The following is a 22,975-nucleotide window of genomic DNA, read 5'->3' on the forward strand; positions in this document are numbered from 1 at the left end:
GTCGCGTGTCGGGGACGTCTGAATGAACGTTGGCACGCCGGTTCTGAACGGATTTTGCCACTCGGTCTATACGTGGTCAGCACGGATCGCTCTGGTCGAGAAGGGTGTGGATTACGCATATGAGGAGATCAACCCGTTTAACCCGGACGAGGCCGAGCGAGGACGGTTGCTGCATCCGTTTCTGCGGGTTCCGGTGCTGCTTCATGGCGGCGCGAAGTTATTCGAAACAGTGGCAATCCTGACTTATGTCGATGAGGCATTCGAGGGGCCATCCTTGATGCCCGAGAACGGATTGGCGCGTGCAAGGGCGGTGCAGGTCATGTCGATCACGGATGCCTACGTCTATAAACCATTGGTGCGGCAGGTGTTTTCGCATGGCTGTTATCGAGCTCTGATGGGGCATGAGTGTGATCCTGACGTCTTGCGGCAGGGGCTTAACACGGCGCCAGTTGTTCTGGACGCGCTGGAGGAGATTGCGGTGGAGGGGCTGGCCTTGAAACCCGGTCAGGCTGGGCTGGCGGAGGGTCATCTCTTTTCCCAACTGGATTACTTTGCCATGGTGCGCGAGGGGCGCGAGTTGTTGCGCATGCGGCCCGCTTTGCGTGCATGGTTCGATGCAATGGCGGAACGCCAGGCGGTTATTGCGACCCGCCCGAATTTGATGAAAGGACTTGAATGATGGGTGACGAAATCAGATTGCATAGCGTGGCTGGGAGCCGGTCATTCAGGGTGCTGTGGCTGCTTTTTGAAATGGGGCTGGAGCCGGAGGTTCTGACCTATGACATCGCCAAGGGCGAGTTGCGCAGCCCCGAGTTCCAAGGGCTGAGCCCGGCCGGGCGGGTGCCTGTTCTTGAAATCGACAGCAAGGTTCTGTTCGAGTCTGGCGCGATCACGCAATACCTGTGTGAAACAAGGCCCGAAGTCGGGTTGGCCCCGGGTGTGGGTGAGGAGGAACGTGAGCATTACCTGACCTGGGTGCACTATGCCGAGACCATTGGCGTGCTGATTCAGAACCTCAACCTGCAACAGGTGTTCCTGCCCAAGCCTGAGATGCGCTCGCCTACGGTGATCGGGATCGAGGTTAAGCGGCTGGCGATTTCGCTGAAGCCGCTGGAGCAGATTCTGGCGCAGCAGGACTACCTGCTGAAACGGGGCTTCTCGGCGGCAGACACGATGATGGGGTTCACCCTCGAAAGCGCGCGCCACTACGTGAAATTCGACCGGTTTCCCAACGTGGCCGCGTATCAGGCGCGGCTTGAGGGCCGGGAGGCCTATCAGAAGGCGCTGAAGGCGGAAGGGTTGCAGCAGTTTTACGACCGGGACTTTTACGAGGTGCCCGAGGCGTGAAGGTGATGGGGCGACAATTGAGTATTTTTGGCAAGATGAAGAAGTGGGGCTTGGTTGATGGCTGAACGGATCGAGATATTCGAGATGGGACCCAGGGATGGGTTGCAGAATGAAAAGCGCCAGATTCCGACCGATGAAAAAATCGCGCTGGTCGATTGCCTGAGCCGGGCAGGGTTCCGGCGCATCGAGGTGGCGAGCTTCGTCAGCCCGAAATGGGTGCCGCAGATGGCGGATTCGGCACAAGTGCTGGCGGGGATCACGCGGGCCGAGGGCGTGTCCTATGCGGCGCTGACCCCGAACATGCAGGGTTTTGACGGGGCGGTGGCCGCCAAGGCGGACGAGATTGCGGTGTTCGGATCGGCCTCGGAAGGGTTTTCCAAGGCCAATATCAACGCCACGATTGAAGAAAGCATCGAGCGGTTCGACCCGGTGATCGCGGCGGCGAAAGAGATCGGGTTGCCTGTCAGGGGCTATGTTTCCTGCGTGACCGACTGCCCCTATGACGGGCCGACCGATCCGGGCGCGGTGGCGCGGGTGGCCGATTTGTTATGGAACCGCGGGGTTTACGAGATTTCCCTGGGTGACACGATCGGGCAGGGACGGCCCGAGACGATCGACGCGATGCTGGCGGCGGTTCTGGACGTGGTGCCGGCAGACAAGCTGGCCGGGCATTACCACGACACGGCGGGTCGGGCGCTGGAAAATATCGAGGCCTCGCTGGCACGGGGGCTGCGGGTGTTCGACGCCGCCGTGGGGGGCTTGGGGGGGTGTCCTTATGCGCCGGGGGCCAAGGGGAACGTGGCGACCGAGGCGGTACATGATCGTTTGATCGCAATGGGTTACGAGACCGGGTTGGATCGCGCGGTGCTGGATGAAGCCGGGGCGATGGCACAGGCGATGCGGAATGGGTAGACACGAGTTTTCGCGAAAACTCGGCGTGCCGAAGGGCGCGGAAAGGAAAAGGGAAGTACCATGTATGAGACGTTGAGCATCGAAACCGATGACCGGGGTGTGGCGACGCTGTGGCTGGACCGGGCCGAGAAACACAACGCCATGTCGGGCGCGATGATCGAAGAGCTTGCCGCGGCCGCAAAGGCATTGGACAACGACGCGGATGTGCGTGTCGTCATTCTTGCCGCAAAGGGCAAGAGTTTCTGTGCCGGTGGCGATCTGCGCTGGATGCAGGACCAGATGGCCGCCGATGCCGAGACGCGCCGGGCCGAGGCGCGCAAGCTGGCAATGGCGCTTTATGCGCTGAATACCCTTTCCAAGCCGTTAATCGCCCGGGTGCAGGGTAACGCGTTCGGCGGCGGCATCGGGATGATGTCGGTGGCGGATGTGGCGATTGGGGTGGACAGCGCCACGTTCGGCCTGACCGAGGTCAAGCTGGGCCTGATCCCGGCGACGATTTCGCCCTATGTTCTGGCCCGAATGGGCGAGGACAAGGCGCGGCGCGTGTTCATGTCGGCGCGGCTGTTTGGGGCGCAAGAGGCTGAAAAGCTTAATCTTTTGGCGAAGGTTGTGTCCGAAGACGAATTGGACGAAGCGGTCGAGGCCGAGGTGAAACCCTACCTGAGCGCGGCCCCCGGCGCAGTGGCGGAAAGCAAGCGGCTGGCGCGGATGCTTGGGCCATCCATCACCCCGGAAATCGTCGATGAAACCATCGACCGGCTGGTGCAAACCTGGGAAGGGGACGAGGCCAAGGAAGGCATCGCAGCCTTCTTCGAAAAGCGCAAGGCGCCGTGGGTTCGTTAACGCACCGCCCCAATGGGTTAATTCATACTTTGGCAAGACATGCGGGTGTATGGAATGCGTCTGGCATCTGTCGGGTATCTGTCCCGCGAACCGTGGGGCAGGGAGTCCTAAACAAAGAGATTAACTTGGCGTGCGTTGCGATGGTGCTGACGGCCTGCAAGGCCGGTGAGTCGTGGGAATTATCACCGATAAAACCAACAAATGGGATGTAGTTTTTCGCTGCTGTGCTTGGAACAGCGGTGAACGTACATCGTCAAACCCGCCTGAACCCCTTGTTTTTCAGGTATTGTGTGCAATTGCATACACAAATATCACAGCACACTTTCAGCTTTGAGAATGTGTGCGTGGATCGGTTGACCCTGCCATGGGGCGGGAGTAAACCGACACACAAGATTTCGCTGCTAATAGGCGTATGAAACATACGCAGGAAGGAGCCAAGATCCATGGATCTCGCTGACGGGATGCTCCGGGACTATCTCCCCATTCTCATCTTTATTGCCATTGCTGTTGCCATTGGCCTTGTCCTCATTCTTGCCGCCGCCGTGCTGGCGGTGCGTCACCCCGATCCTGAAAAGGTGAGTGCGTATGAATGTGGTTTCAACGCCTTTGACGACGCAAGGATGAAATTTGACGTTCGGTTCTACCTCGTGTCGATCCTGTTCATCATCTTCGACCTTGAAATCGCGATGCTTTTCCCTTGGGCGGTGGCTTTCAAGGATGTGTCGACCGTCGGCTTCTGGTCGATGATGGTGTTTTTGGCGGTGCTGACCATCGGCTTTGCCTATGAGTGGAAGAAGGGGGCGCTGGAGTGGTCATGAGCGATACCGCAATTATCAGCCAGAACCGCGAAGTCAGCACGCAGGAACTGAATGCCGAGCTGCAGGACAAAGGGTTCCTGCTGACCAACACCGAGGACCTGATCAACTGGGCGCGCACCGGCTCGCTGCACTGGATGACCTTTGGTCTGGCCTGCTGCGCGGTCGAGATGATGCATGCGTCGATGCCGCGCTATGACCTGGACCGGTTCGGGGTTGCGCCGCGCGCCAGCCCGCGCCAGTCGGATGTAATGATCGTGGCGGGCACGCTGACCAACAAGATGGCACCGGCGCTGCGCAAGGTTTACGACCAGATGCCCGAGCCGCGCTACGTGATCTCGATGGGGTCCTGCGCCAATGGCGGGGGCTATTATCACTATAGCTATAGCGTGGTGCGGGGATGTGACCGGGTTGTGCCGGTCGATATCTACATTCCGGGCTGCCCGCCGACGGCAGAGGCACTGGTTTACGGGTTCCTGCAGCTGGCACGGAAGATCCGGCGCACGGGTACGATCGCGCGCTGAGACGCGCATTGGGGATGTTGACTGCGCATAAGAATTGGCGCGGGAAGGAAAGAGACGGATGAGCGACGCAATGAACGAGCTGGGCGCGCATATCGAGGCCAAGCGCCCGGACTGCGTGCTGGGTTGGGATGTGAGCTTTGGCGAGCTGAATGTCGATGTAGCACCGAGCGCGATCACCGGGCTGGTCGAGTTTCTGAAAACCGATCGGGAATGTAAATTCTCGACCCTGGTGGACATCACCGGCGTCGATTACCCCGAGCGGGTCAAGCGCTTCGACGTGGTCTATCATTTCCTGAGCATGTATCAGAACCACCGCATCCGGCTGCGGGTGTCGATCCGCGAAGATGAGATGGTGCCGTCGGTGGTGGAAACCCACCCGAGCGCCAACTGGTTCGAGCGCGAAGTGTTCGACATGTTCGGCATCATCTTTACCGGCCACCCGGACCTGCGCCGCATCCTGACCGACTATGGTTTCCGCGGCCATCCGCTGCGCAAGGATTTCCCGACCACCGGCTATACCGAAGTGCGTTACGACGAGGCGCAGAAGCGCGTCGTCTATGAACCGGTATCGCTGGTGCAGGAATACCGCCAGTTCGACTTCATGTCCCCGTGGGAGGGTGCCGAATATATCCTTCCGGGTGATGAAAAAGGGGAGGAGGCGAAATGATGGACGGCTCCAAGGATTTCAGCGATGCCCTGACCGGCGAACAGCAGATCCGCAACTTCAACATCAACTTTGGCCCGCAGCACCCGGCGGCGCACGGCGTGCTGCGCCTCGTGCTTGAGCTGGACGGCGAGATCGTCGAACGCTGCGACCCGCATATCGGCCTGTTGCACCGTGGCACCGAAAAGCTGATGGAAAGCCGGACCTATCTGCAATGCCTGCCCTATTTCGATCGGCTGGATTACGTCGGCACGATGAACCAGGAACATGCCTGGTGCCTGGCGATCGAAAAGCTGACCGGGGTGGAAGTGCCGCGTCGGGCGCAGCTGATCCGGGTATTGTATTCCGAGATTGGCCGCATCCTGAACCACCTGCTGAACGTGACCACGCAGGCGATGGACGTGGGCGCGTTGACGCCGCCGCTTTGGGGGTTTGAGCAGCGCGAATTCCTGATGGAGTTCTATGAACGCGCCTGTGGTGCACGGCTTCACGCCGCGTATTTCCGCCCGGGTGGGGTGCATCAGGATCTGCCGCCCAAGCTGATTGACGATATCGAGGAATGGGCGAGCGTCGAATTCCCGGCCTTCATGAAGGATATCGACGAGCTTCTGACCGAAAACCGCATCTTCAAGCAGCGTAACGTCGATATCGGCGTCGTTGATGAGGAAATGGTGCAGCAATACGGCTTCTCGGGGCCGATGGCACGTTCTGCGGGCCTCGCCTGGGACCTGCGTCGGGCACAGCCCTATGAATGCTATGACGAGTTCGATTTCCAGATTCCGATTGGCAAGAACGGCGATTGCTATGACCGTTACCTGATGCGGATGGAAGAGATGCGCCAGTCGACGTCGATCATGTTGCAGGCGATTGCCAAGCTGCGTGAACCCGAAGGGCAGGGCGATGTTCTGGCCCGCGGCAAGCTGACCCCGCCGAAACGCGGCGAGATGAAGACCTCGATGGAGGCTCTGATCCATCACTTCAAGCTTTATACCGAAGGGTTCCACGTACCGGCGGGCGAGGTTTACGCCTGTGTCGAGGCGCCCAAGGGAGAGTTCGGCGTTTACCTGGTGAGCGATGGCGGCAACAAACCCTACCGCGCCAAGATCCGGGCGCCGGGATACCTGCACCTGCAATCGATGGACCACATTGCCACCGGCCACCAGCTGGCCGACGTGGCGGCGATCATCGGCTCGCTGGACGTCGTGTTCGGGGAGATCGACCGCTGATCCAACGGCGCCTCATAACTTCTGCACTTGCTGCGATGCTGGCTGTGCCCTCTGTGGTGCTGGCCGAAGACACGCTTGTCGGCAAGCAACTATTGATGCGCGCGCAGATCATCGAGCGGGCACAGGCGCAGGGCTGTCATCTGCATATTGATGAAGGCGAGCAGATCGCCGAGACGCTGGGTATGAGCCGGTCCGAAATGAAGGACGTGGCACGCCATATGTTGGCGGCGGGCGAAGCCGGCGGCAAAGGGGCGATCCTGACCCTGAGCACGGAACTGTGCGGCAAGACGCCCGATCCGCTGCCCGAGCCGGAACCGCAGGACACAAGCGGCAACCCGATGGGTCTGCCCGGTGGGCCGACGCCGATGAATGCACCGCAAGAGGCGTTTGTTGCCTTCATGGAGCAGATCGGCTGCGCGCTGGATTGGGATGTCGCCGAAGAGGCGCTGACCGGCGCGGGGTTCGAATACGGGATCATGGAAGTCTTGCTCTATGACTTTATCCACGAGGGAATCGTGGAAGAGCAGGGCGAGACGCTGATCCTGACGCAGGGGGAGTGTACGTGATGCTGAACAATATTGGATTGCCGGGATTGCTCTTGATCACTGGTTCCGGTGGTGGACTTGATTTCGGGTCGGTTGTGCTTGCTCACGGTTTCGGCTCGTTCAACATTGCGATGATGCTCATGGTCGCGGGGGTGAATTGATGAAACGGTTTGTACTTTTTTCAGTATGTGCGTCTGCCCTGTCGGGCTGTCTTGCCATAGCGCCGTCGGGGATCACGCCCGAGCAGCGCGACGATTTTGTGCTGGCGGCCTCGACCATCGGTTGCGTAATGCGCGACGAGAGTGACTATCAGCCGGTCGAGTTGCAGGCCGGTCTGACCCGCGAACAAACGCTGGCTCTGGTCCAGCACCATCTGACCTGGGGCGGGGCCGAACAGCTGCCCGGCGACCAGGGCGTGAAAATTACCACAGGAGCCTGTGCCTGATGCTGCGCCGCCTGCACTTTGAACAACCCAAAAGCTTTGCCTTTACGCCCGACAACCTGAAATGGGCCGAAGCGCAGATGACCAAGTATCCCGAGGGCCGTCAGGCCAGCGCGATCATTCCGCTGTTGTGGCGGGCGCAGGAGCAGGAAGGCTGGCTTTCCCGTCCGGCGATCGAGACCGTGGCCGATATGCTGGGCATGGACTATATCCGGGCACTCGAGGTCGCGACCTTCTACTTCATGTTCCAGTTGCAGCCGGTGGGCCAGGTGGCGCATTTCCAGATCTGCGGTACCACGTCCTGCATGATCATGGGGGCCGAGGACCTGATCGCGGTGATGAAGGACAAGATCGCCGCCAAACCGCATGAAATCTCGGCCGATGGCAAGTTCAGCTGGGAAGAGGTCGAGTGTCTCGGGTCCTGTTCGAACGCGCCGATGGCCCAGATCGGCAAGGATTACTATGAAGATCTGACGCCCGCGCGTCTGGGGGAAATCCTTGATGATCTGGCCAAGGGCGAGGTGCCGGTGCCGGGGCCGCAGAATGGCCGTTACGGGGCCGAACCGCTGGCCGGTCTGACCTCGCTGACGGAACATGAAAGCGGCAAGACCCAGTATAACGCAAGCGTGCAGCTGGCGACCGACCTGGGCGAGACCGTCAAGCGGATTGACGGCTCCGAAGTACCGCTCACCACGCCGTGGCTGGATGCCAAGGCGCGTGGCGGCAGCAAGCCCGCGGCCAAAAAAGCAGCGGCGAAGAAACCGGCAGCAAAGAAAGCTGCGGCGAAACCGGCGGCCAAGCCCAAGGCTGAGGCCAAACCGGCCGCAGCAACCGGTGTCGAAAAGAAACCGCGCACGATGAAAGCGCCGCGCAAGTCGGGTGCCGACGATCTGAAATTGATCACCGGCGTCGGGCCGAAGCTGGAAGGCGTGCTCAACGAGCTGGGTTTCTGGCATTTCGACCAGATCGCGAAATGGACCGGCGACGAGATCGCCTGGGTGGACTCGCGGCTCAAGTTCAAGGGCCGCATCGAACGGGACAATTGGATCGACCAGGCGAAGACCCTGGCGGAAGGTGGCGAGGGTTAAAGCTCGCAAGTAGGCTGGAAAGGCAAGGTATCGGTTACGAGGGCAGAACGACAACGTTCAATGTTTAGGGGGGGAATACCATGATGGAGAAAATGGGAATGTGTAATTGGATCAGCTGGTTGATCGGGCTTGTGGCGGCAATTGTCGTCTACATGGCGTCGGTTGCGGCTGTGACATGGATACCGGCCCTGCTGATCGCGATTGCGGTCGGCTGTTTTCTTGGTCTTGTGCTGAGCCATCTGTTCTGCGGAGGAGGAGCCGCGGACGAGGCAGAAGTACATGGTGCCGCAACTGACGCGACTGCCGCGCGTGCGGATGATGGCGCTGTTGAAGCCGAAGCGCAGGCCAAAGCGGCTCAAGAGGCGATGGCAGCGGAAGAAGCCAAGGCTGCGGCCGACGCGAAAGCCGCTACCGAGGCGCAAGCTGCTGCGGACGCCAAAGCCACTGCCGATGCTGCCGCGAAAGACGGTGGCGCGAAGGTCAAGTCAACTTTGCTGGAAGGCGAAGAAGAGTTGGCAGCCCGCAAGGGCACCTGGAAATACGAGGGCGGCGCCGACGCAGCCAAATCGGGTGCAAGTCAGTCGACCAAAGACGCGACATCGACGCCAGACTATGACGGCGACGGCGTTCTGGAAGGCGAAGACGAGGGCATCAAGCCTGCCGCACTTGATGGTCCGCGCGATGGCCAGGCCGATAACCTGAAGGAAATCAAGGGGATCGGTCCGAAACTGGAAATCCTGTGCAACGAGTTGGGGTTCTATCATTTTGACCAGATCGCCGGTTGGACCGCCGACGAGGTCGCCTGGGTCAACGCCAACCTGAAAGGCTTCAAGGGCCGGGTGAGCCGCGACAACTGGGTGGAACAGGCCAAGATCCTGGCCGCGGGCGGGGAGACCGAGTTCTCTGAGCGCGTGGACAAGGGTGAGGTTTATTGAGGAGACGATGAGTGAGCGAGCAATCACAAGCAGCGTTGGCGCGGAAGGGGCGGGTTGCCGCCCTGGTGATCGCGTGCACGGCGGCGCTTTGGGTGCTCGCGGTGTTCATCGGAGGAAAAATCGGGCTGAGCCAGCGATGGCTCGTCCTTATCGATCTGTTCGCATTGGTCGGCTTCGTGCTGGCCATCGTGATGATCTGGCAAATCTGGCGGGCACGCCGGAATATCGAAGGCTGAGCGAATGCTGAAAGACCAGGACCGCATCTTTACCAACCTCTACGGCATGCATGATCGCACGCTGGCAGGCGCCAAGGCCCGTGGCCATTGGGACGGCACCGCCGGGCTAATCGAAAAGGGCCGTGACTGGATCATCGACGAGATGAAAGCCAGCGGGCTGCGTGGCCGTGGCGGCGCGGGCTTCCCGACGGGGTTGAAGTGGAGCTTCATGCCCAAGGAAAGCGATGGTCGCCCGGCGTATCTGGTGATCAATGCCGACGAATCCGAGCCTGCGACCTGCAAGGACCGGGAAATCATGCGCCACGATCCGCATACGCTGATCGAAGGCGCACTGATTGCCAGTTTCGCGATGAATGCGCATGCGGCCTATATCTATATTCGTGGTGAATACATCCGCGAGAAAGAGGCGCTGCAGGCGGCGATTGACGCGGCCTACGATGATGGTCTTTTGGGGCCGAACGCGGCCAATTCGGGCTGGGATTTCGACCTTTACCTGCATCACGGCGCTGGCGCCTATATCTGTGGCGAGGAAACCGCGCTGCTGGAAAGCCTGGAAGGCAAGAAGGGCATGCCGCGGATGAAGCCGCCATTCCCGGCAGGCGCTGGGCTTTACGGTTGCCCGACCACGGTGAACAACGTGGAATCGATTGCCGTTGTGCCGACGATCCTGCGCCGCGGCTCGGACTGGTTCTCCAGCTTTGGCCGTCCCAACAACGTTGGCACCAAGCTGTTCGCGCTGACCGGCCATGTGAACAACCCCTGCGTCTTCGAGGACTCGATGTCGATGTCGGTGCGCGAGTTGATCGAGAAGCATGGCGGCGGTATTCGCGGTGGCTGGGATAACCTCAAGGCGATCATTCCGGGCGGGGCGTCCTGCCCGATCCTGCCCCGCGATGCGCTGGAAGACGCGATCATGGATTTCGACGGCATGCGCGAGAAGCAGTCGTCTTTCGGGACCGGCTGCATGATCGTGATGGATCAGAGCGTCGACGTGATCAAGGCGGTCTGGCGCCTGAGCAAGTTCTTCAAGCACGAAAGCTGTGGTCAGTGTACGCCATGCCGCGAGGGCACCGGCTGGATGATGCGGGTGATGGACCGGCTGGTGCGCGGCGAGGCCGAGATCGAAGAGATCGACATGCTCTATGACGTGACCAAGCAGGTCGAAGGCCACACGATCTGTGCCCTGGGCGATGCGGCGGCCTGGCCGATCCAGGGTCTGATCCGCAACTTCCGCGAGGAGATCGAGGACCGGATCAAGGCGCAGAAAACGGGCCGTATGGGCGCGATGGCGGCGGAGTAATTGACGATGCGCAGACTGTTTGACGGATTTCAAAGCCTGATCGCCGCGGTGATTACCGCAGGCGTCGGTTTTGTGCCGGCATGGTATGCGCATCAGGCCATTGCGGCCGATCTGGGCCCGGTCTGGGTCTATGCCAGCGTGGCTGCCCTGATCGTGGTCAGCGGCATCATGGTGCTGGCGTTTTTACGCAAGGCGGGTCAGGGCATCGGCCCGCTGCGCGAGAGGAGGAGACGCGGATGACGAGGATGATGAAACTGACCACGGTGGTACTGCTGACCAGCCTGGTGGCGTCCTGCGGCGCGGTGCAGAAGCTCAAGCCGAAAAAGGGGCTGTACTTTGACGGGCAGCGCTATCGGGTGCGCGCCCAGAAGGTGGGCGACGAGCGCGAGGAATTCCAGGCAACGGTGTCCAAGGCCAGCCGCAGCATTGAAGGCACCCGCGAGGCCGGGCGCCACGCGTCGGTGACCTATTGCATCAACAATTACGGCCGTTCGGACATCGAATGGGCTGAGGGTCAGGGCCCGGACGACGAGAATATCGAACAACGCATCGTCAATGATCAGGTAACGTTCCGGGGTCGCTGCAAAGCATGGTCATAAACCGCGCATATCCTGGCCAATATGGGCAAAAACCTGCCAAAACAGCGGGTTATGGTGCCTGTTATTGCATATCAAACGCCGGTTTCCCCATCTCGGGCAACGAAGGGGGACGTGTGTCTGCGTCCTTCCGCCGTTGCATGAGAGGAGTTACACACATGCGTATTGTTATTGCCGCCGCTCTCGGCCTGGGACTTGCCACCACAGCGCTCGCCAAGACACCGCTGCGCGACGTCAGCGCGATCGACGACAACATGCTCTATGTCGCGCTGGCGCTGGAGGTCAGCGATAAATGCGGCACGATCGACGCCCGCAAGGTCAAGGGCCTGAACTTTCTCTGGTCGCTGAAACGCAAAGCCAATTCTCTGGGTTACAGCGATGACGAAATCAATGCCTACCGCAAAAGCCCTGATGAAAAGGCGCGGATGCGGTCCAAGGGCGAAGCCTATGTAAAATCCAAAGGGTTCAATCCGAAAAGTTCTGAGGGACTGTGCAAGTTCGGCCAAGCCGAAATTGCCGCTCGCAGTACGATCGGGGGCCTGTTGAAAGCAAAGTGAGACCTGGATGAGCGACGAACGCAAGATCATCATCGATGACCGGGAGATCGAAGTCGACGGAGCGATGACGCTGATACAAGCCTGTGAAGTGGCCGGGATCGAAGTGCCCCGGTTCTGCTATCACGAACGCCTGTCGATTGCCGGTAACTGCCGTATGTGTCTTGTGGAAGTCGTTGGGGGGCCGCCCAAACCCGCGGCCTCCTGCGCCATGCAGGTGCGCGATCTGCGTCCCGGCCCCGAGGGCCAGCCGCCGGTGGTCAAGACCAACTCGCCCATGGTGAAAAAGGCGCGCGAAGGGGTGATGGAGTTCATGCTCATCAACCACCCGCTGGATTGCCCGATCTGCGACCAGGGCGGCGAGTGTGACCTTCAGGACCAGGCGGTGGCCTATGGCATGTCGGCGGGCCGGTTCAACGAAGCCAAGCGCGCGGTCGATGATCTTGACCTTGGGCCGCTGGTGTCGACCACGATGACACGGTGCATTTCGTGCACGCGCTGTGTGCGGTTCACCTCGGAGGTGGCCGGGATCAACCAGATGGGCCAGACCGGTCGCGGCGAAGATGCCGAGATCACCAGCTATCTGAACATGACGCTGGATTCGAACCTGCAGGGCAACATCATTGATCTGTGCCCGGTGGGGGCGCTGACCAGCAAACCTTATGCGTTTACGGCGCGTCCATGGGAGCTTTCCAAGACCGAGACCATCGATGTGATGGATGCTTTGGGGTCGAACATCCGCGTGGATACCAAGGGCCGCGAAGTGATGCGGATCATGCCGCGCAACAACGATGCGGTGAACGAAGAGTGGATTTCCGACAAGTCGCGCTTTGTCTGGGACGGGCTACGCCGTCAGCGTCTGGATACGCCTTACATTCGTGAGAATGGCAAGCTGCGCAAAGCCTCGTGGGGCGAAGCGCTTGGCAAGGCTGCCGAAGCGATGAAGGGTGCCGAGAAAGTGGCCGGTCTGGTTGGCGATCTGGCGTCGGTCGAAGCGGCGTTTGCGCTGAAAAACCTGGTTGAAGGGCTGGGCGGCAACGTCGAATGCCGCACCGATGGGGCGAAGCTGCCCGAGGGCAACCGGTCCGCTTACGTTGGCAATGCCAGCATCGAGGACATCGATGCCGCCAAATACATCATGCTGATCGGCACCAACCCGCGTGACGAGGCACCGGTGCTGAACGCCCGTATCCGTAAATCGTGGATCAATGGCGCGAGTATCGGCCTGGTGGGTGAAGCGGTTGACCTGACCTATGATTATGCGCATGTCGGCACCGACCGGGCCGCGCTTGACGGCCTGCTGGGCGGCAAGCATGGCGACGTTCTTGACGCGCCGTCGGTCGTGATCGTCGGACAGGGCGCCTTGCAGGAAGCCGATGGCGAGGCCGTTTTGGCCGCGGCGATGCAACTGGCCGAGGAAACCAAATCGACGCTGATGGTGCTGCACACGGCTGCGAGCCGGGTTGGCGCGATGGATGCTGGTGCCGTGACCGAAGGGGGCCTGAAGGCCGCCACCGAAGGTGCCGACGTGGTCTATAACCTTGGGGCCGACGAGATCGACATCGATGAGGGTGCCTTCGTGATCTATCAAGGCTCGCACGGGGATCGTGGGGCGCACCGCGCTGACGTGATCCTGCCGGGGGCTGCCTACACGGAAGAGCAGGGGCTGTTTGTCAACACCGAGGGCCGTCCACAACTGGCGTTGCGCGCCGGATTTGCACCGGGCGAGGCCAAGGAGAACTGGGCGATCCTGCGGGCGCTGTCGGGCGAGTTGGGCAATGCCCAGCCGTGGGACAGCCTGATCCAGCTGCGCCAGGCGCTGGTCGAGGCGGTGCCGCATCTGGCCCGGATCGACCAGGTGGTGGAAAATGAATGGCAGCCGCTGAAACCCAGGAAACTGGGCAAGGGCAGCGTGGCCTTCCGCAATGCGGTCAGCGATTTCTACCTGACCAACCCGATTGCTCGCGCAAGCGAGGTGATGGCCGATCTGAGCGCGATGGCCAAGGATCGGGCTGCGGGGAAACTGGCGGCGCAATGAGACTGACCCTTCGCATAACCCCCCTGATGCTTGCCGCATTGGTGATGGGCTGCGAGATGGCGCAGGAAGCTGACACCGGCGACGAGGTCAGCCGCTTCCTGCCGCCCGAGGGCGTGGAATATCGCGGGATCGAGACGCGGCTTCTGGATGGCGATCTGGTTCAATTCCTGGTGGAGCTGGGCCCGAGTGCGAACCACGTCCACGTCGAACGTTATGCGGAATGTGCGGCGGCGCAATATGCGCTGATCCGTGGATACGGCTTTGCGCGCCATGTGCGCACGACCGTTGATCAAAAGGAAACAGGCTGGCAGGGCGATGCGGTTTATACCATCTCGCCCAGTCTGCCCCGGGGATTGAAGACCATCGACGCCGAAGTCGTGGCCGGCAATTGCGCGGAAAACGGAATACCGATGGTGTGAGGACCTGATGGCAGATTTCTTCCAAAATACGAACCTGGGTATCCTGCTTTGGGAAGCAGGCAAGATCCTGTTGGTGACAGTGCCGCTTTTGGTCAGCCTCGCCTTCATCATGTATGGTGAGCGCAAGATCTGGGCCGCGGTCCAGCTACGGCGCGGACCGAATGTGGTGGGCGTCTTCGGCCTGCTGCAAAGCTTTGCCGACTTCCTGAAATACATGGTCAAGGAGATCGTCGTTCCGGCGGGCGCGGACAAGTTCGTGTTCTTCCTGGCGCCGATTATCTCGGTGGTCATGGCACTGATCGCCTGGGCGGTGATCCCGTTCAACGATGGCTGGGTGATTTCCAACATCAACGTGGCGATCCTGTATGTCTTCGCGGTGTCGAGCCTTGAGGTTTACGGCGTGATCATGGGCGGCTGGGCGTCGAACTCGAAATACCCGTTCCTTGGGTCGCTTCGTTCGGCGGCACAGATGATTTCCTACGAGGTCAGCATCGGTCTGATCATCATCGGGGTGATCCTGTCGACCGGTAGCATGAACTTTGGTGACATCGTGCATGCGCAGGATGGCGGATATGGCATCCTGAGCTGGTACTGGATCCCGCATTTCCCGATGCTGATCCTGTTCTACGTCTCGGCGCTGGCCGAAACCAACCGCCCGCCGTTCGACCTGCCCGAGGCTGAATCGGAACTGGTTGCCGGCTATCAGATCGAATACTCGTCGACGCCGTTCGTGCTGTTCTTCATGGGCGAGCTGGTGGCGATGATGCTGATGACGGCGCTTGTGACATTGATGTTCTTCGGTGGCTGGCTGTCGCCGATCCCGGGCCTGCCGGATGGTATCTTCTGGATGCTGATCAAGATGTTCTTTGTCTTCTTCACCTTCTCGATGGTGAAGGCGATCACGCCGCGGTATCGCTATGACCAGCTGATGCGTCTGGGCTGGAAAGTGTTCCTGCCGCTGTCGCTGTTCTGGGTGGTCTTCGTGGCCTTTGCGGCAAAATTCGAATGGTTCTGGGGCACGTTCGCCCGCTGGGGCATGGGGGGCTGATTGATGGCTAATGTCGACTATAAACGCGCGGTCGGATACTTCCTGCTGACCGATTACCTGAAAGCCTTCAAACTGGGGATGAAGTATTTCTTCCGCCCCAAGGCGACGCTGAACTATCCCCACGAGAAGGGGCCCTTGAGCCCGCGTTTCCGCGGTGAACACGCGCTGCGCCGCTATCCCAACGGGGAAGAGCGTTGCATCGCCTGTAAGCTTTGCGAGGCGATCTGCCCGGCGCAGGCGATCACCATTGACGCCGAACCGCGCGACGATGGCAGCCGCCGCACCACGCGCTATGACATCGACATGACGAAATGCATCTATTGCGGTTTCTGCCAGGAGGCCTGCCCGGTGGATGCGATCGTCGAGGGACCGAATTTCGAGTTCGCCACCGAGACCCGCGAGGAGCTGTTCTACAACAAGGACAAGCTCTTGGCGAACGGCGAACGCTGGGAAGCCGAGATTGCCCGCAACCTTGAACTGGATGCACCCTACCGATGAGCGACGCCAAGACCCCCTTTGAAATGATGATGGCCCAGGCTCAGGAGATGGCCAAGGCCTTCAATCCTGCGCTCGAGTCGTTCTCGCCCAAGGGGTTCGAGAAGCTTTGGCCGACCATGCCCAAGGAGATGATGGAAACCTTCTTTGGCAAGGGCTTGTCCAAGGACGGGCTGGACGCAAAAACCCGGCTTCTGCTGAACCTTGCAGGCATGACCATGCAAGGGGCGCAGGCCGACACACCGTTCCGGATGACCGTGCGCCACGCGCGCGAGGCCGGGGCCACAGATGAAGAGATTGCCGAGACCATCGCACAGATGTCGATGTTCGCCGGTATTCCCGCCATGACGCGGGCCATGGAACTGGCCCGGGATGTGATGGCCGAAGATGAGGAAAAAGACACATGAGCGTAGCAGCACTGGCATTCTACCTCTTCGCAATCAGCGCCATCATCGGCGGGCTGTTCACGGTGATCAGCCGCAACCCGGTGCACTCGGTGCTCTGGCTGATCCTGACCTTCCTCAGCGCTGCGGGGCTGTTCGTCCTTCTGGGGGCCGAGTTCGTGGCGATGCTCTTGATCATCGTCTATGTCGGCGCGGTCATGGTTCTGTTCCTCTTCGTCGTGATGATGCTCGATGTGGATTTTGCCGAGCTGAAGGCCGGGATGGCGCAATACCTGCCGATTGCCTTGGCGATCGGTGTTGTCCTGCTGATGCAGCTGGGTCTGGCCTTTGGTGACTGGCATGTGGCCGAGGGGGCCGAGGCCGCGCGCGCCGCGGTGACGCCCGACAACGTGCAGAACACCGCCGCCCTGGGCATGCTGCTTTATGATCAGTATTTCCTGCTGTTCCAGCTGGCCGGTCTGATCCTGCTGGTGGCGATGATTGGCGCCATCCTGCTGACCATCCGTCATCGCCCGGACATCAAGCGTCAGGACATCCTGCAACAGATGTGGCGTGACCCGGCCAAGGCAATGGAACTGAAAGACGTGAAACCGGGGCAGGGTTTGTGATCGCAAAGGCCATCATAACGTCAGTGCTTGCCGCTCTGGCAGTGCCCGCCATGGCGCTGACCCCGTTGCCGCCGTGCGACGAGGATGCTTATGGCATGTCCTCGGCCGAGTATGCCGATTGGGACAACGGGCTGGTTCTGGCCTCGTATTACTGGCGGGGCGAAGGCCCGGCGGACGAGCCGTGGAAAGAGACGGCTGTGGTCAGGTTGATCGACTGCAAGAGCGGCGATTTCATTCTGCTGTCACGTCCTGACTGGCAGAAGGACCGCTATAACCTGCCGGAACAACACGCCCGGATCGTCGATCAACTGGCCGAGGCCGAGAAAATGACGCTGGCGCAGTTCCGCCGCAAGATGACCCGCGCCGGCGCTATCGTGTCGCGCTATTCCGACAATGAAGAAAGCTGCAGCTGCCGGGAATACTTTCCCGAGTTGCGCGGCGACAAAACACCATTCCGAGGGACAAACGGATGATAGGACTTGAACATTACCTGACCGTGGCGGCGACCTTGTTCGTCATCGGTATCTTCGGGCTATTCCTGAACCGCAAGAACGTGATCATCCTGCTGATGAGCATCGAATTGATGCTGCTGGCTGTGAATATCAACCTCGTGGCGTTTTCGAGCTATGCCGGCGACCTGGTCGGGCAGGTCTTTACCCTGTTCGTGCTGACCGTGGCCGCCGCCGAGGCCGCCATCGGGTTGGCGATCCTCGTCGTCTTCTTCCGTAACCGCGGCACCATTGATGTCGAAGACATCAACGTGATGAAAGGGTAAGGGTACAATGGAAAGTATCATTCTTCTGGCCCCGCTATTTGCCTCGATCATCGCGGGGTTCGGCTGGCGGCTGATCGGCGAGACCGCCGCGCAATGGCTGACCACCGGGGTTCTGTTCCTGATCTGCGTTCTGAGCTGGATCGTGTTCCTGGGCCATGACGGCACCACGAGCCATGTCGAGATCTTCCGCTTCATCCAGTCGGGCACGCTCGACACCTCCTGGGGTATCCGGATGGACCGGCTGACCGCGATCATGCTGATCGTGGTGACCACCGTGTCGGCGGTCGTGCATCTCTACTCGATTGGTTACATGGCCCATGACGAGAACTGGAAAGAAGGCGAGAACTACAAGGCGCGCTTCTTTGCCTACCTGTCGTTCTTTACCTTTGCCATGCTGGCGCTGGTGACTTCGGACAACCTGGTCCAGATGTTCTTTGGCTGGGAAGGCGTGGGCGTGGCCTCGTATCTGCTGATCGGGTTCTACTACAAGAAACCGTCTGCAAACGCCGCCGCGATCAAGGCCTTTGTGGTCAACAGGGTGGGCGATTTCGGCTTTGCGCTGGGCATCTTTGGCCTCTTTTACCTGACCGACAGCATCAAGCTGGATGACGTTTTCGCCGCCGCGCCCGCGCTGGCCGAGACGCAGTTGCATTTCCTGTGGACCGAGTGGAACGCGGCGAACCTGCTGGCGTTCCTGCTGTTCATCGGCGCGATGGGTAAATCGGCGCAGCTCTTCCTGCACACATGGTTGCCGGACGCGATGGAAGGCCCGACGCCTGTGTCGGCGCTGATCCACGCCGCGACCATGGTTACTGCCGGGGTGTTCCTGGTGAGCCGCATGTCGCCGCTTTATGAATTCGCGCCCGAAGCCAAGACCTTCATCGTCTATATCGGGGCGATGACCGCCTTTGTCGCGGCCACGATTGGTCTGGTGCAGAACGACATCAAGCGCGTGATCGCCTATTCGACCATGTCGCAGCTGGGTTACATGTTCGTGGCGGCCGGTGTCGGTGTCTATTCGGTGGCGATGTTCCACCTGTTTACCCACGCGTTCTTCAAGGCGATGCTGTTCCTTGGGGCAGGGTCGGTGATCCACGCGATGCATCACGAGCAGGACATGCGCAACTATGGCGGTCTGCGCAAGAAGATCCCCTATACCTTCTGGGCGATGATGATCGGTACGCTGGCCATCACCGGTGTCGGCATTCCGCTGACGGCCTATGGCTTTGCCGGGTTCCTGTCGAAAGACGCGATTATCGAGAGCGCCTATGCCGGCACGCAAGGGGGCTTTGCCTTCTGGGCGCTGGTGATCGCAGCTCTCTTCACCAGCTTCTATAGCTGGCGGCTGATGTTCATGACCTTCTATGGCAAGCCGCGCGGCGACAAGCACACCCACGAGCACGCCCATGAAAGCCCGGCTGTGATGCTGGTGCCGCTGGGGGTTCTGGCGCTTGGCGCGATCTTCTCAGGCATGCTGTGGTACGGCTCGTTCTTCGGCAAGGAAGCCAAGGTCAACGAGTTCTTCGGGATCGATGCGCATGCGAGCGCCGAGAAGGCGGACGATCATGCCTCGCTGGATCAGCCGCTGGTTCTGGCTTCGGCCGAAACCGAGGGGCAGGTGATCCTGGTGGCCGGCGCTGCCGCGAGCGACGACACGTCCGATGACGGCCACGCCGTCCCGGCCCATGACGGGACCGCGCCCAAGGGTGCGATCTATATGGGCGCGGACAACCACGTGCTGCACGATGCGCACTATGTCCCGAACTGGGTCAAGGTCAGCCCGTTTGTCGCGATGATCACGGGCTTCCTCTTTGCCTTCTGGTTCTACATCGTCAATCCGGCCATGCCCAAGAAACTGGCCGAAAACCAGCGTCCGCTCTACCTGTTCCTGTTGAACAAGTGGTATTTCGACGAGATCTATGACGCGATCATCGTGCGTCCCGCCATGGCCCTTGGCCGCTTCTTCTGGAAGCGCGGCGATGGCGATACGATTGACGGCGCGCTCAACGGTGTGGCCATGGGTATCGTGCCCTGGTTCACCCGGCTCGCTGGTCGTGCGCAATCCGGCTACATCTTCACTTACGCCTTCGCCATGGTGATCGGGATCGTTGTCCTGATCACGTGGATGGTCATCTCCGGGGGAGCCCACTGATGGATAACCTTCTTTCCATTGTTACTTTTATCCCGGCGCTGGCCGCACTTATCCTGATGGTGTTCCTGCGTGGCGATGACGAGGCCGCCAATCGCAATGCCAAGTGGGTGGCATTGCTGGCGACCAGCCTGACCTTCCTGGTTTCGCTGTTCATCCTGGCGCAATTCGACCCCAATGACACCGGCTTCCAGATGGTGGAAGAGCGGACCTGGCTGATGGGGCTGCAATATAAGATGGGCGTTGACGGGATCAGCGTTCTCTTCGTGATGCTGACCACCTTCATGATGCCGCTGACGATCTATGCCAGCTGGGGCGTGGAAAGCCGGGTCAAGGAATACATGATCGCCTTCCTGATGCTGGAAACGCTGATGCTGGGCGTGTTCATGGCGCTGGACCTGGTGCTGTTCTATCTTTTCTTCGAGGCCGGTCTGATCCCGATGTTCCTGATCATCGGCATCTGGGGCGGCAAGGACCGGATTTATGCCAGCTTCAAATTCTTCCTCTATACCTTCCTTGGCTCGGTCCTGATGCTGGTGGCGATGGTGGGGATGTTTGCCGATGCGGGCACCACAGACATTGAACAGCTTCTGACACACCAGTTTGGCTCCGAGACCTTCTCGCTTATGGGCTTCCAGATCGTGGGTGGGATGCAGACCATCCTTTGGCTGGCCTTCTTTGCCAGCTTCGCGGTGAAGATGCCGATGTGGCCGGTGCATACCTGGCTGCCGGATGCACACGTGCAGGCGCCGACCGCTGGTTCGGTCGTGCTGGCGGCGATCCTGTTGAAGATGGGTGGCTATGGCTTCCTGCGTTTCAGCCTGCCGATGTTCCCGGTGGCCTCTGACATTCTTGCGCCACTGATCTTCTGGATGAGCGCCATTGCGATTGTTTACACCTCGCTTGTGGCGATGGTGCAGGAGGACATGAAGAAGCTGATTGCGTATTCCTCGGTCGCGCACATGGGTTATGTGACCATGGGCATCTTTGCCGCCAACCAGCAGGGCATCGATGGCGCCATCTTCCAGATGATCAGCCACGGCTTTATCTCGGGGGCGCTCTTCCTTTGCGTTGGCGTGATCTATGACCGGATGCATACCCGTGAGATTGACGCTTATGGCGGTCTGGTGAACCGGATGCCGGCCTATGCGCTGATTTTCATGTTCTTCACCATGGCCAATGTCGGCCTGCCGGGCACCTCCGGGTTCATCGGTGAATTCCTGACCCTGATGGGCATTTTCCAGGTCAACACCTGGGTGGCGCTGTTTGCGACCTCGGGCGTGATCTTCTCGGCGGCTTACGCGCTCTGGCTCTATCGCCGGGTGGTGTTTGGCGACCTGATCAAGGAAAGCCTGAAGACCATCCAGGACATGACAGGTCGAGAAAAGGCGATCTTTGCGCCGCTGGTGGCAATGACCCTTCTGCTGGGCGTCTATCCGGCGCTTGTTTTGGATATCATCGGTCCCTCGGTTGAGGCGCTGATTGGCAATTACGAGACCGCCCTGGCGGATGCGGGTGCATCCACCATGGTTGCGGCCTCGCACTGACGGAGAGAAATGATGATCCAGGCTGATCTCAATATTATCCTGCCCGAACTGGTTCTCTCGCTGTTTGCGATGGCGGCCCTGATTTTCGCGGTCTACACGAGCAAGGACAAGCTGGCGGTGCCGCTGATCTGGCTGACCGCCGGTCTGATGGCGGTGCTGGCCGCGTGGATCGGGATTACCGGCAACGGCACCAAGGAAGCGTTCGGTGGCATGTTCATCGACGATGGCTTTGCCCGCTTTGCCAAGATCACCATCCTGCTGGCCGCCGGTTCCGTGCTGGTCATGGGGCAGGAGTTCATGTCGCGCCGCAACATGCTCAAGTTCGAGTATCCCATCCTGGTGGCCCTGTCGGCCGTGGGGATGATGATGATGGTTTCGGCAGGCGATTTGATGGCGCTTTATATGGGGTTGGAGCTGCAATCGCTGTCGCTCTACGTGGTCGCCGCGATGCGTCGTGATAGCGTGCGTTCGACCGAAGCGGGTCTGAAATACTTTGTGCTGGGGGCGCTTTCCTCGGGGCTGCTGCTATACGGCGCGTCGATGGTTTACGGCTATGCCGGCACGACGCTGTTTTCGGGCATCATCGACGCGGCAGGCGAAGGCCAAGCGCCGATCGGGCTGCTTCTGGGCCTGATCTTCGTGATGGCGGGCCTGGCCTTCAAGGTCAGCGCGGTGCCGTTCCACATGTGGACACCGGACGTTTACGAAGGTGCGCCGACGCCGGTAACGGCCTTCTTTGCCACCGCGCCGAAAATGGCGGCGATGGCGCTGCTGGCGCGAGTGCTGCATGATGCCTTTGGCGGGGTCACTGGCGACTGGACGCAAGTGTTGGCGCTGCTCAGCTTGCTGTCGATGTTCCTGGGGGCCGTCGCAGCGATTGGCCAGACAAATATCAAACGTCTGATGGCGTTTTCGTCGATTGCCCATATGGGCTTTGCCCTGATGGGGCTGGCCGCCGGGACCGCCTTTGGCGTGCAGGCGATGCTGATCTACATGGCGATCTACGTGACCATGAATGTCGGCACCTTCGCCTTCATCCTGAGCATGGAACGCGACGGGCAGCCGGTGACGGATATTGCCTCGCTGAACCAATATGCCAAGGCGGCGCCGGGCAAGGCGCTGGCGATGCTGGTGCTGCTGTTTTCGCTGGCCGGTGTACCACCGCTGGTGGGCTTCTTCGGCAAGTTCTATGTGCTGCGCGCAGCCTATGAATCCGGGCTGGCCTGGCTGGCGATTGCCGGTGTGGTGGCCTCGGTCATCGGTGCCTTCTATTACCTGCGCATCGTCTACTTCATGTATTTCGGCGAAGAGGGCGAAGGGCTGGACAAGGGCCGTTCACCGGTGCCGGCCGTGTTCCTGATGGCCAGCGCGGTGGTGATCGGCGTGGCCTGGTTCCCGGGACTGAACCTGTTGGGGATCGAGGGCATGGCACAGGCGGCGGCTGCTGCGCTGGTCAACTGATCCC

Annotated in this window: 29 protein-coding genes; all 29 read left to right on the plus strand. The window is 60.4% G+C overall.

Annotated elements, in window-relative coordinates:
- Positions 1–22: 22 nt before the first annotated feature.
- The 29 genes from RXV86_RS16660 to nuoN all read left to right on the plus strand — a co-directional run bounded on the left by RXV86_RS16660 (position 23) and on the right by nuoN (position 22,971).
- A complete protein-coding gene (locus tag RXV86_RS16660; protein WP_316301387.1) occupies positions 23–679 on the plus strand; it encodes a glutathione S-transferase family protein in 657 nt (218 codons plus the stop codon).
- Positions 679–1,347 (plus strand): glutathione S-transferase family protein, encoded by a 669-nt coding sequence (locus tag RXV86_RS16665; protein ID WP_316301388.1) that lies wholly within the window; start codon positions 679–681, stop codon positions 1,345–1,347. Before RXV86_RS16660 ends, RXV86_RS16665 begins: the two co-directional genes overlap by 1 nt.
- A 57-nt stretch (positions 1,348–1,404) precedes the next feature.
- On the plus strand, positions 1,405–2,259 hold the full coding sequence (locus RXV86_RS16670) for a hydroxymethylglutaryl-CoA lyase (protein ID WP_316301389.1): 855 nt from the start codon (positions 1,405–1,407) through the stop codon (positions 2,257–2,259).
- 60 nt (positions 2,260–2,319) lie between these two features.
- Positions 2,320–3,102, plus strand: a complete 783-nt coding sequence (locus tag RXV86_RS16675; RefSeq protein WP_316301390.1) for a crotonase/enoyl-CoA hydratase family protein — start codon at positions 2,320–2,322, stop codon at positions 3,100–3,102.
- 461 nt (positions 3,103–3,563) lie between these two features.
- Positions 3,564–3,920: an NADH-quinone oxidoreductase subunit A gene (locus RXV86_RS16680; protein WP_316301585.1), complete on the plus strand. Its 357-nt coding sequence runs from the start codon at positions 3,564–3,566 to the stop codon at positions 3,918–3,920.
- Positions 3,917–4,441 carry an NADH-quinone oxidoreductase subunit B family protein gene (locus RXV86_RS16685; protein ID WP_316301391.1) on the plus strand — a complete coding sequence of 175 codons (525 nt, stop codon included), beginning with the start codon at positions 3,917–3,919 and terminating at the stop codon, positions 4,439–4,441. Before RXV86_RS16680 ends, RXV86_RS16685 begins: the two co-directional genes overlap by 4 nt.
- 58 nt (positions 4,442–4,499) lie before the next feature.
- Positions 4,500–5,108, plus strand: a complete 609-nt coding sequence (locus RXV86_RS16690) for an NADH-quinone oxidoreductase subunit C (protein WP_316301392.1) — start codon at positions 4,500–4,502, stop codon at positions 5,106–5,108.
- The gene (locus tag RXV86_RS16695; RefSeq protein WP_316301393.1) at positions 5,108–6,331 is read left to right on the plus strand and encodes an NADH-quinone oxidoreductase subunit D; all 1,224 of its coding nucleotides are present in this window, start codon (positions 5,108–5,110) and stop codon (positions 6,329–6,331) included. The genes RXV86_RS16690 and RXV86_RS16695 overlap by 1 nt, the downstream gene beginning before the upstream one ends.
- Positions 6,332–6,366: 35 nt before the next feature.
- Positions 6,367–6,897, plus strand: coding sequence for a hypothetical protein (locus RXV86_RS16700; protein ID WP_316301394.1), 531 nt, complete (start codon positions 6,367–6,369; stop codon positions 6,895–6,897).
- Complete coding sequence (locus tag RXV86_RS16705) at positions 6,897–7,037, plus strand: hypothetical protein (protein ID WP_316301395.1); 141 nt, start codon at positions 6,897–6,899, stop codon at positions 7,035–7,037. The genes RXV86_RS16700 and RXV86_RS16705 overlap by 1 nt, the downstream gene beginning before the upstream one ends.
- Positions 7,037–7,321: a hypothetical protein gene (locus tag RXV86_RS16710; protein ID WP_316301396.1), complete on the plus strand. Its 285-nt coding sequence runs from the start codon at positions 7,037–7,039 to the stop codon at positions 7,319–7,321. The genes RXV86_RS16705 and RXV86_RS16710 overlap by 1 nt, the downstream gene beginning before the upstream one ends.
- On the plus strand, positions 7,321–8,406 hold the full coding sequence (gene nuoE / locus RXV86_RS16715) for an NADH-quinone oxidoreductase subunit NuoE (RefSeq protein WP_316301397.1): 1,086 nt from the start codon (positions 7,321–7,323) through the stop codon (positions 8,404–8,406). The genes RXV86_RS16710 and nuoE overlap by 1 nt, the downstream gene beginning before the upstream one ends.
- 80 nt (positions 8,407–8,486) lie before the next feature.
- Positions 8,487–9,341: a hypothetical protein gene (locus RXV86_RS16720; RefSeq protein WP_316301398.1), complete on the plus strand. Its 855-nt coding sequence runs from the start codon at positions 8,487–8,489 to the stop codon at positions 9,339–9,341.
- Between the two features lie 11 nt (positions 9,342–9,352).
- Entirely contained in the window at positions 9,353–9,577 is a 225-nt protein-coding gene (locus tag RXV86_RS16725; RefSeq protein WP_316301399.1) for a DUF5337 domain-containing protein, read from the plus strand.
- Between the two features lie 4 nt (positions 9,578–9,581).
- Positions 9,582–10,877: an NADH-quinone oxidoreductase subunit NuoF gene (nuoF, locus tag RXV86_RS16730; protein ID WP_316301400.1), complete on the plus strand. Its 1,296-nt coding sequence runs from the start codon at positions 9,582–9,584 to the stop codon at positions 10,875–10,877.
- A gap of 6 nt (positions 10,878–10,883) precedes the next feature.
- On the plus strand, positions 10,884–11,117 hold the full coding sequence (locus RXV86_RS16735) for a hypothetical protein (protein ID WP_316301401.1): 234 nt from the start codon (positions 10,884–10,886) through the stop codon (positions 11,115–11,117).
- Positions 11,114–11,476, plus strand: coding sequence for a hypothetical protein (locus RXV86_RS16740; protein WP_316301402.1), 363 nt, complete (start codon positions 11,114–11,116; stop codon positions 11,474–11,476). The genes RXV86_RS16735 and RXV86_RS16740 overlap by 4 nt, the downstream gene beginning before the upstream one ends.
- 155 nt (positions 11,477–11,631) lie before the next feature.
- A complete protein-coding gene (locus RXV86_RS16745) occupies positions 11,632–12,030 on the plus strand; it encodes a DUF5333 domain-containing protein (RefSeq protein ID WP_316301403.1) in 399 nt (132 codons plus the stop codon).
- A gap of 7 nt (positions 12,031–12,037) precedes the next feature.
- Positions 12,038–14,065, plus strand: coding sequence for an NADH-quinone oxidoreductase subunit NuoG (gene nuoG, locus RXV86_RS16750; RefSeq protein ID WP_316301404.1), 2,028 nt, complete (start codon positions 12,038–12,040; stop codon positions 14,063–14,065).
- A 56-nt stretch (positions 14,066–14,121) separates the two neighbouring features.
- Positions 14,122–14,484, plus strand: a complete 363-nt coding sequence (locus tag RXV86_RS16755; protein ID WP_316301586.1) for a hypothetical protein — start codon at positions 14,122–14,124, stop codon at positions 14,482–14,484.
- Between the two features lie 7 nt (positions 14,485–14,491).
- Positions 14,492–15,532, plus strand: a complete 1,041-nt coding sequence (gene nuoH, locus RXV86_RS16760) for an NADH-quinone oxidoreductase subunit NuoH (protein WP_316301405.1) — start codon at positions 14,492–14,494, stop codon at positions 15,530–15,532.
- A gap of 3 nt (positions 15,533–15,535) precedes the next feature.
- Positions 15,536–16,030, plus strand: a complete 495-nt coding sequence (gene nuoI, locus RXV86_RS16765) for an NADH-quinone oxidoreductase subunit NuoI (RefSeq protein WP_316301406.1) — start codon at positions 15,536–15,538, stop codon at positions 16,028–16,030.
- Positions 16,027–16,434, plus strand: a complete 408-nt coding sequence (locus tag RXV86_RS16770; RefSeq protein ID WP_316301407.1) for a carboxymuconolactone decarboxylase family protein — start codon at positions 16,027–16,029, stop codon at positions 16,432–16,434. The genes nuoI and RXV86_RS16770 overlap by 4 nt, the downstream gene beginning before the upstream one ends.
- Positions 16,431–17,039 carry an NADH-quinone oxidoreductase subunit J gene (locus RXV86_RS16775; protein WP_316301408.1) on the plus strand — a complete coding sequence of 203 codons (609 nt, stop codon included), beginning with the start codon at positions 16,431–16,433 and terminating at the stop codon, positions 17,037–17,039. Before RXV86_RS16770 ends, RXV86_RS16775 begins: the two co-directional genes overlap by 4 nt.
- A complete protein-coding gene (locus tag RXV86_RS16780; RefSeq protein ID WP_316301409.1) occupies positions 17,036–17,512 on the plus strand; it encodes a hypothetical protein in 477 nt (158 codons plus the stop codon). The genes RXV86_RS16775 and RXV86_RS16780 overlap by 4 nt, the downstream gene beginning before the upstream one ends.
- On the plus strand, positions 17,509–17,814 hold the full coding sequence (gene nuoK, locus RXV86_RS16785) for an NADH-quinone oxidoreductase subunit NuoK (RefSeq protein ID WP_316301410.1): 306 nt from the start codon (positions 17,509–17,511) through the stop codon (positions 17,812–17,814). The genes RXV86_RS16780 and nuoK overlap by 4 nt, the downstream gene beginning before the upstream one ends.
- Positions 17,815–17,821: 7 nt before the next feature.
- Complete coding sequence (gene nuoL / locus RXV86_RS16790) at positions 17,822–19,966, plus strand: NADH-quinone oxidoreductase subunit L (RefSeq protein ID WP_316301411.1); 2,145 nt, start codon at positions 17,822–17,824, stop codon at positions 19,964–19,966.
- Positions 19,966–21,510, plus strand: a complete 1,545-nt coding sequence (locus tag RXV86_RS16795) for an NADH-quinone oxidoreductase subunit M (RefSeq protein ID WP_316301412.1) — start codon at positions 19,966–19,968, stop codon at positions 21,508–21,510. Before nuoL ends, RXV86_RS16795 begins: the two co-directional genes overlap by 1 nt.
- A 12-nt stretch (positions 21,511–21,522) precedes the next feature.
- Positions 21,523–22,971, plus strand: coding sequence for an NADH-quinone oxidoreductase subunit NuoN (gene nuoN, locus RXV86_RS16800; protein ID WP_316301413.1), 1,449 nt, complete (start codon positions 21,523–21,525; stop codon positions 22,969–22,971).
- Positions 22,972–22,975 lie beyond the last annotated feature (4 nt).

This window comes from Aliisedimentitalea sp. MJ-SS2 (genome assembly GCF_032586155.1).
Classification (GTDB): Bacteria; Pseudomonadota; Alphaproteobacteria; order Rhodobacterales; family Rhodobacteraceae; genus JAWHTC01.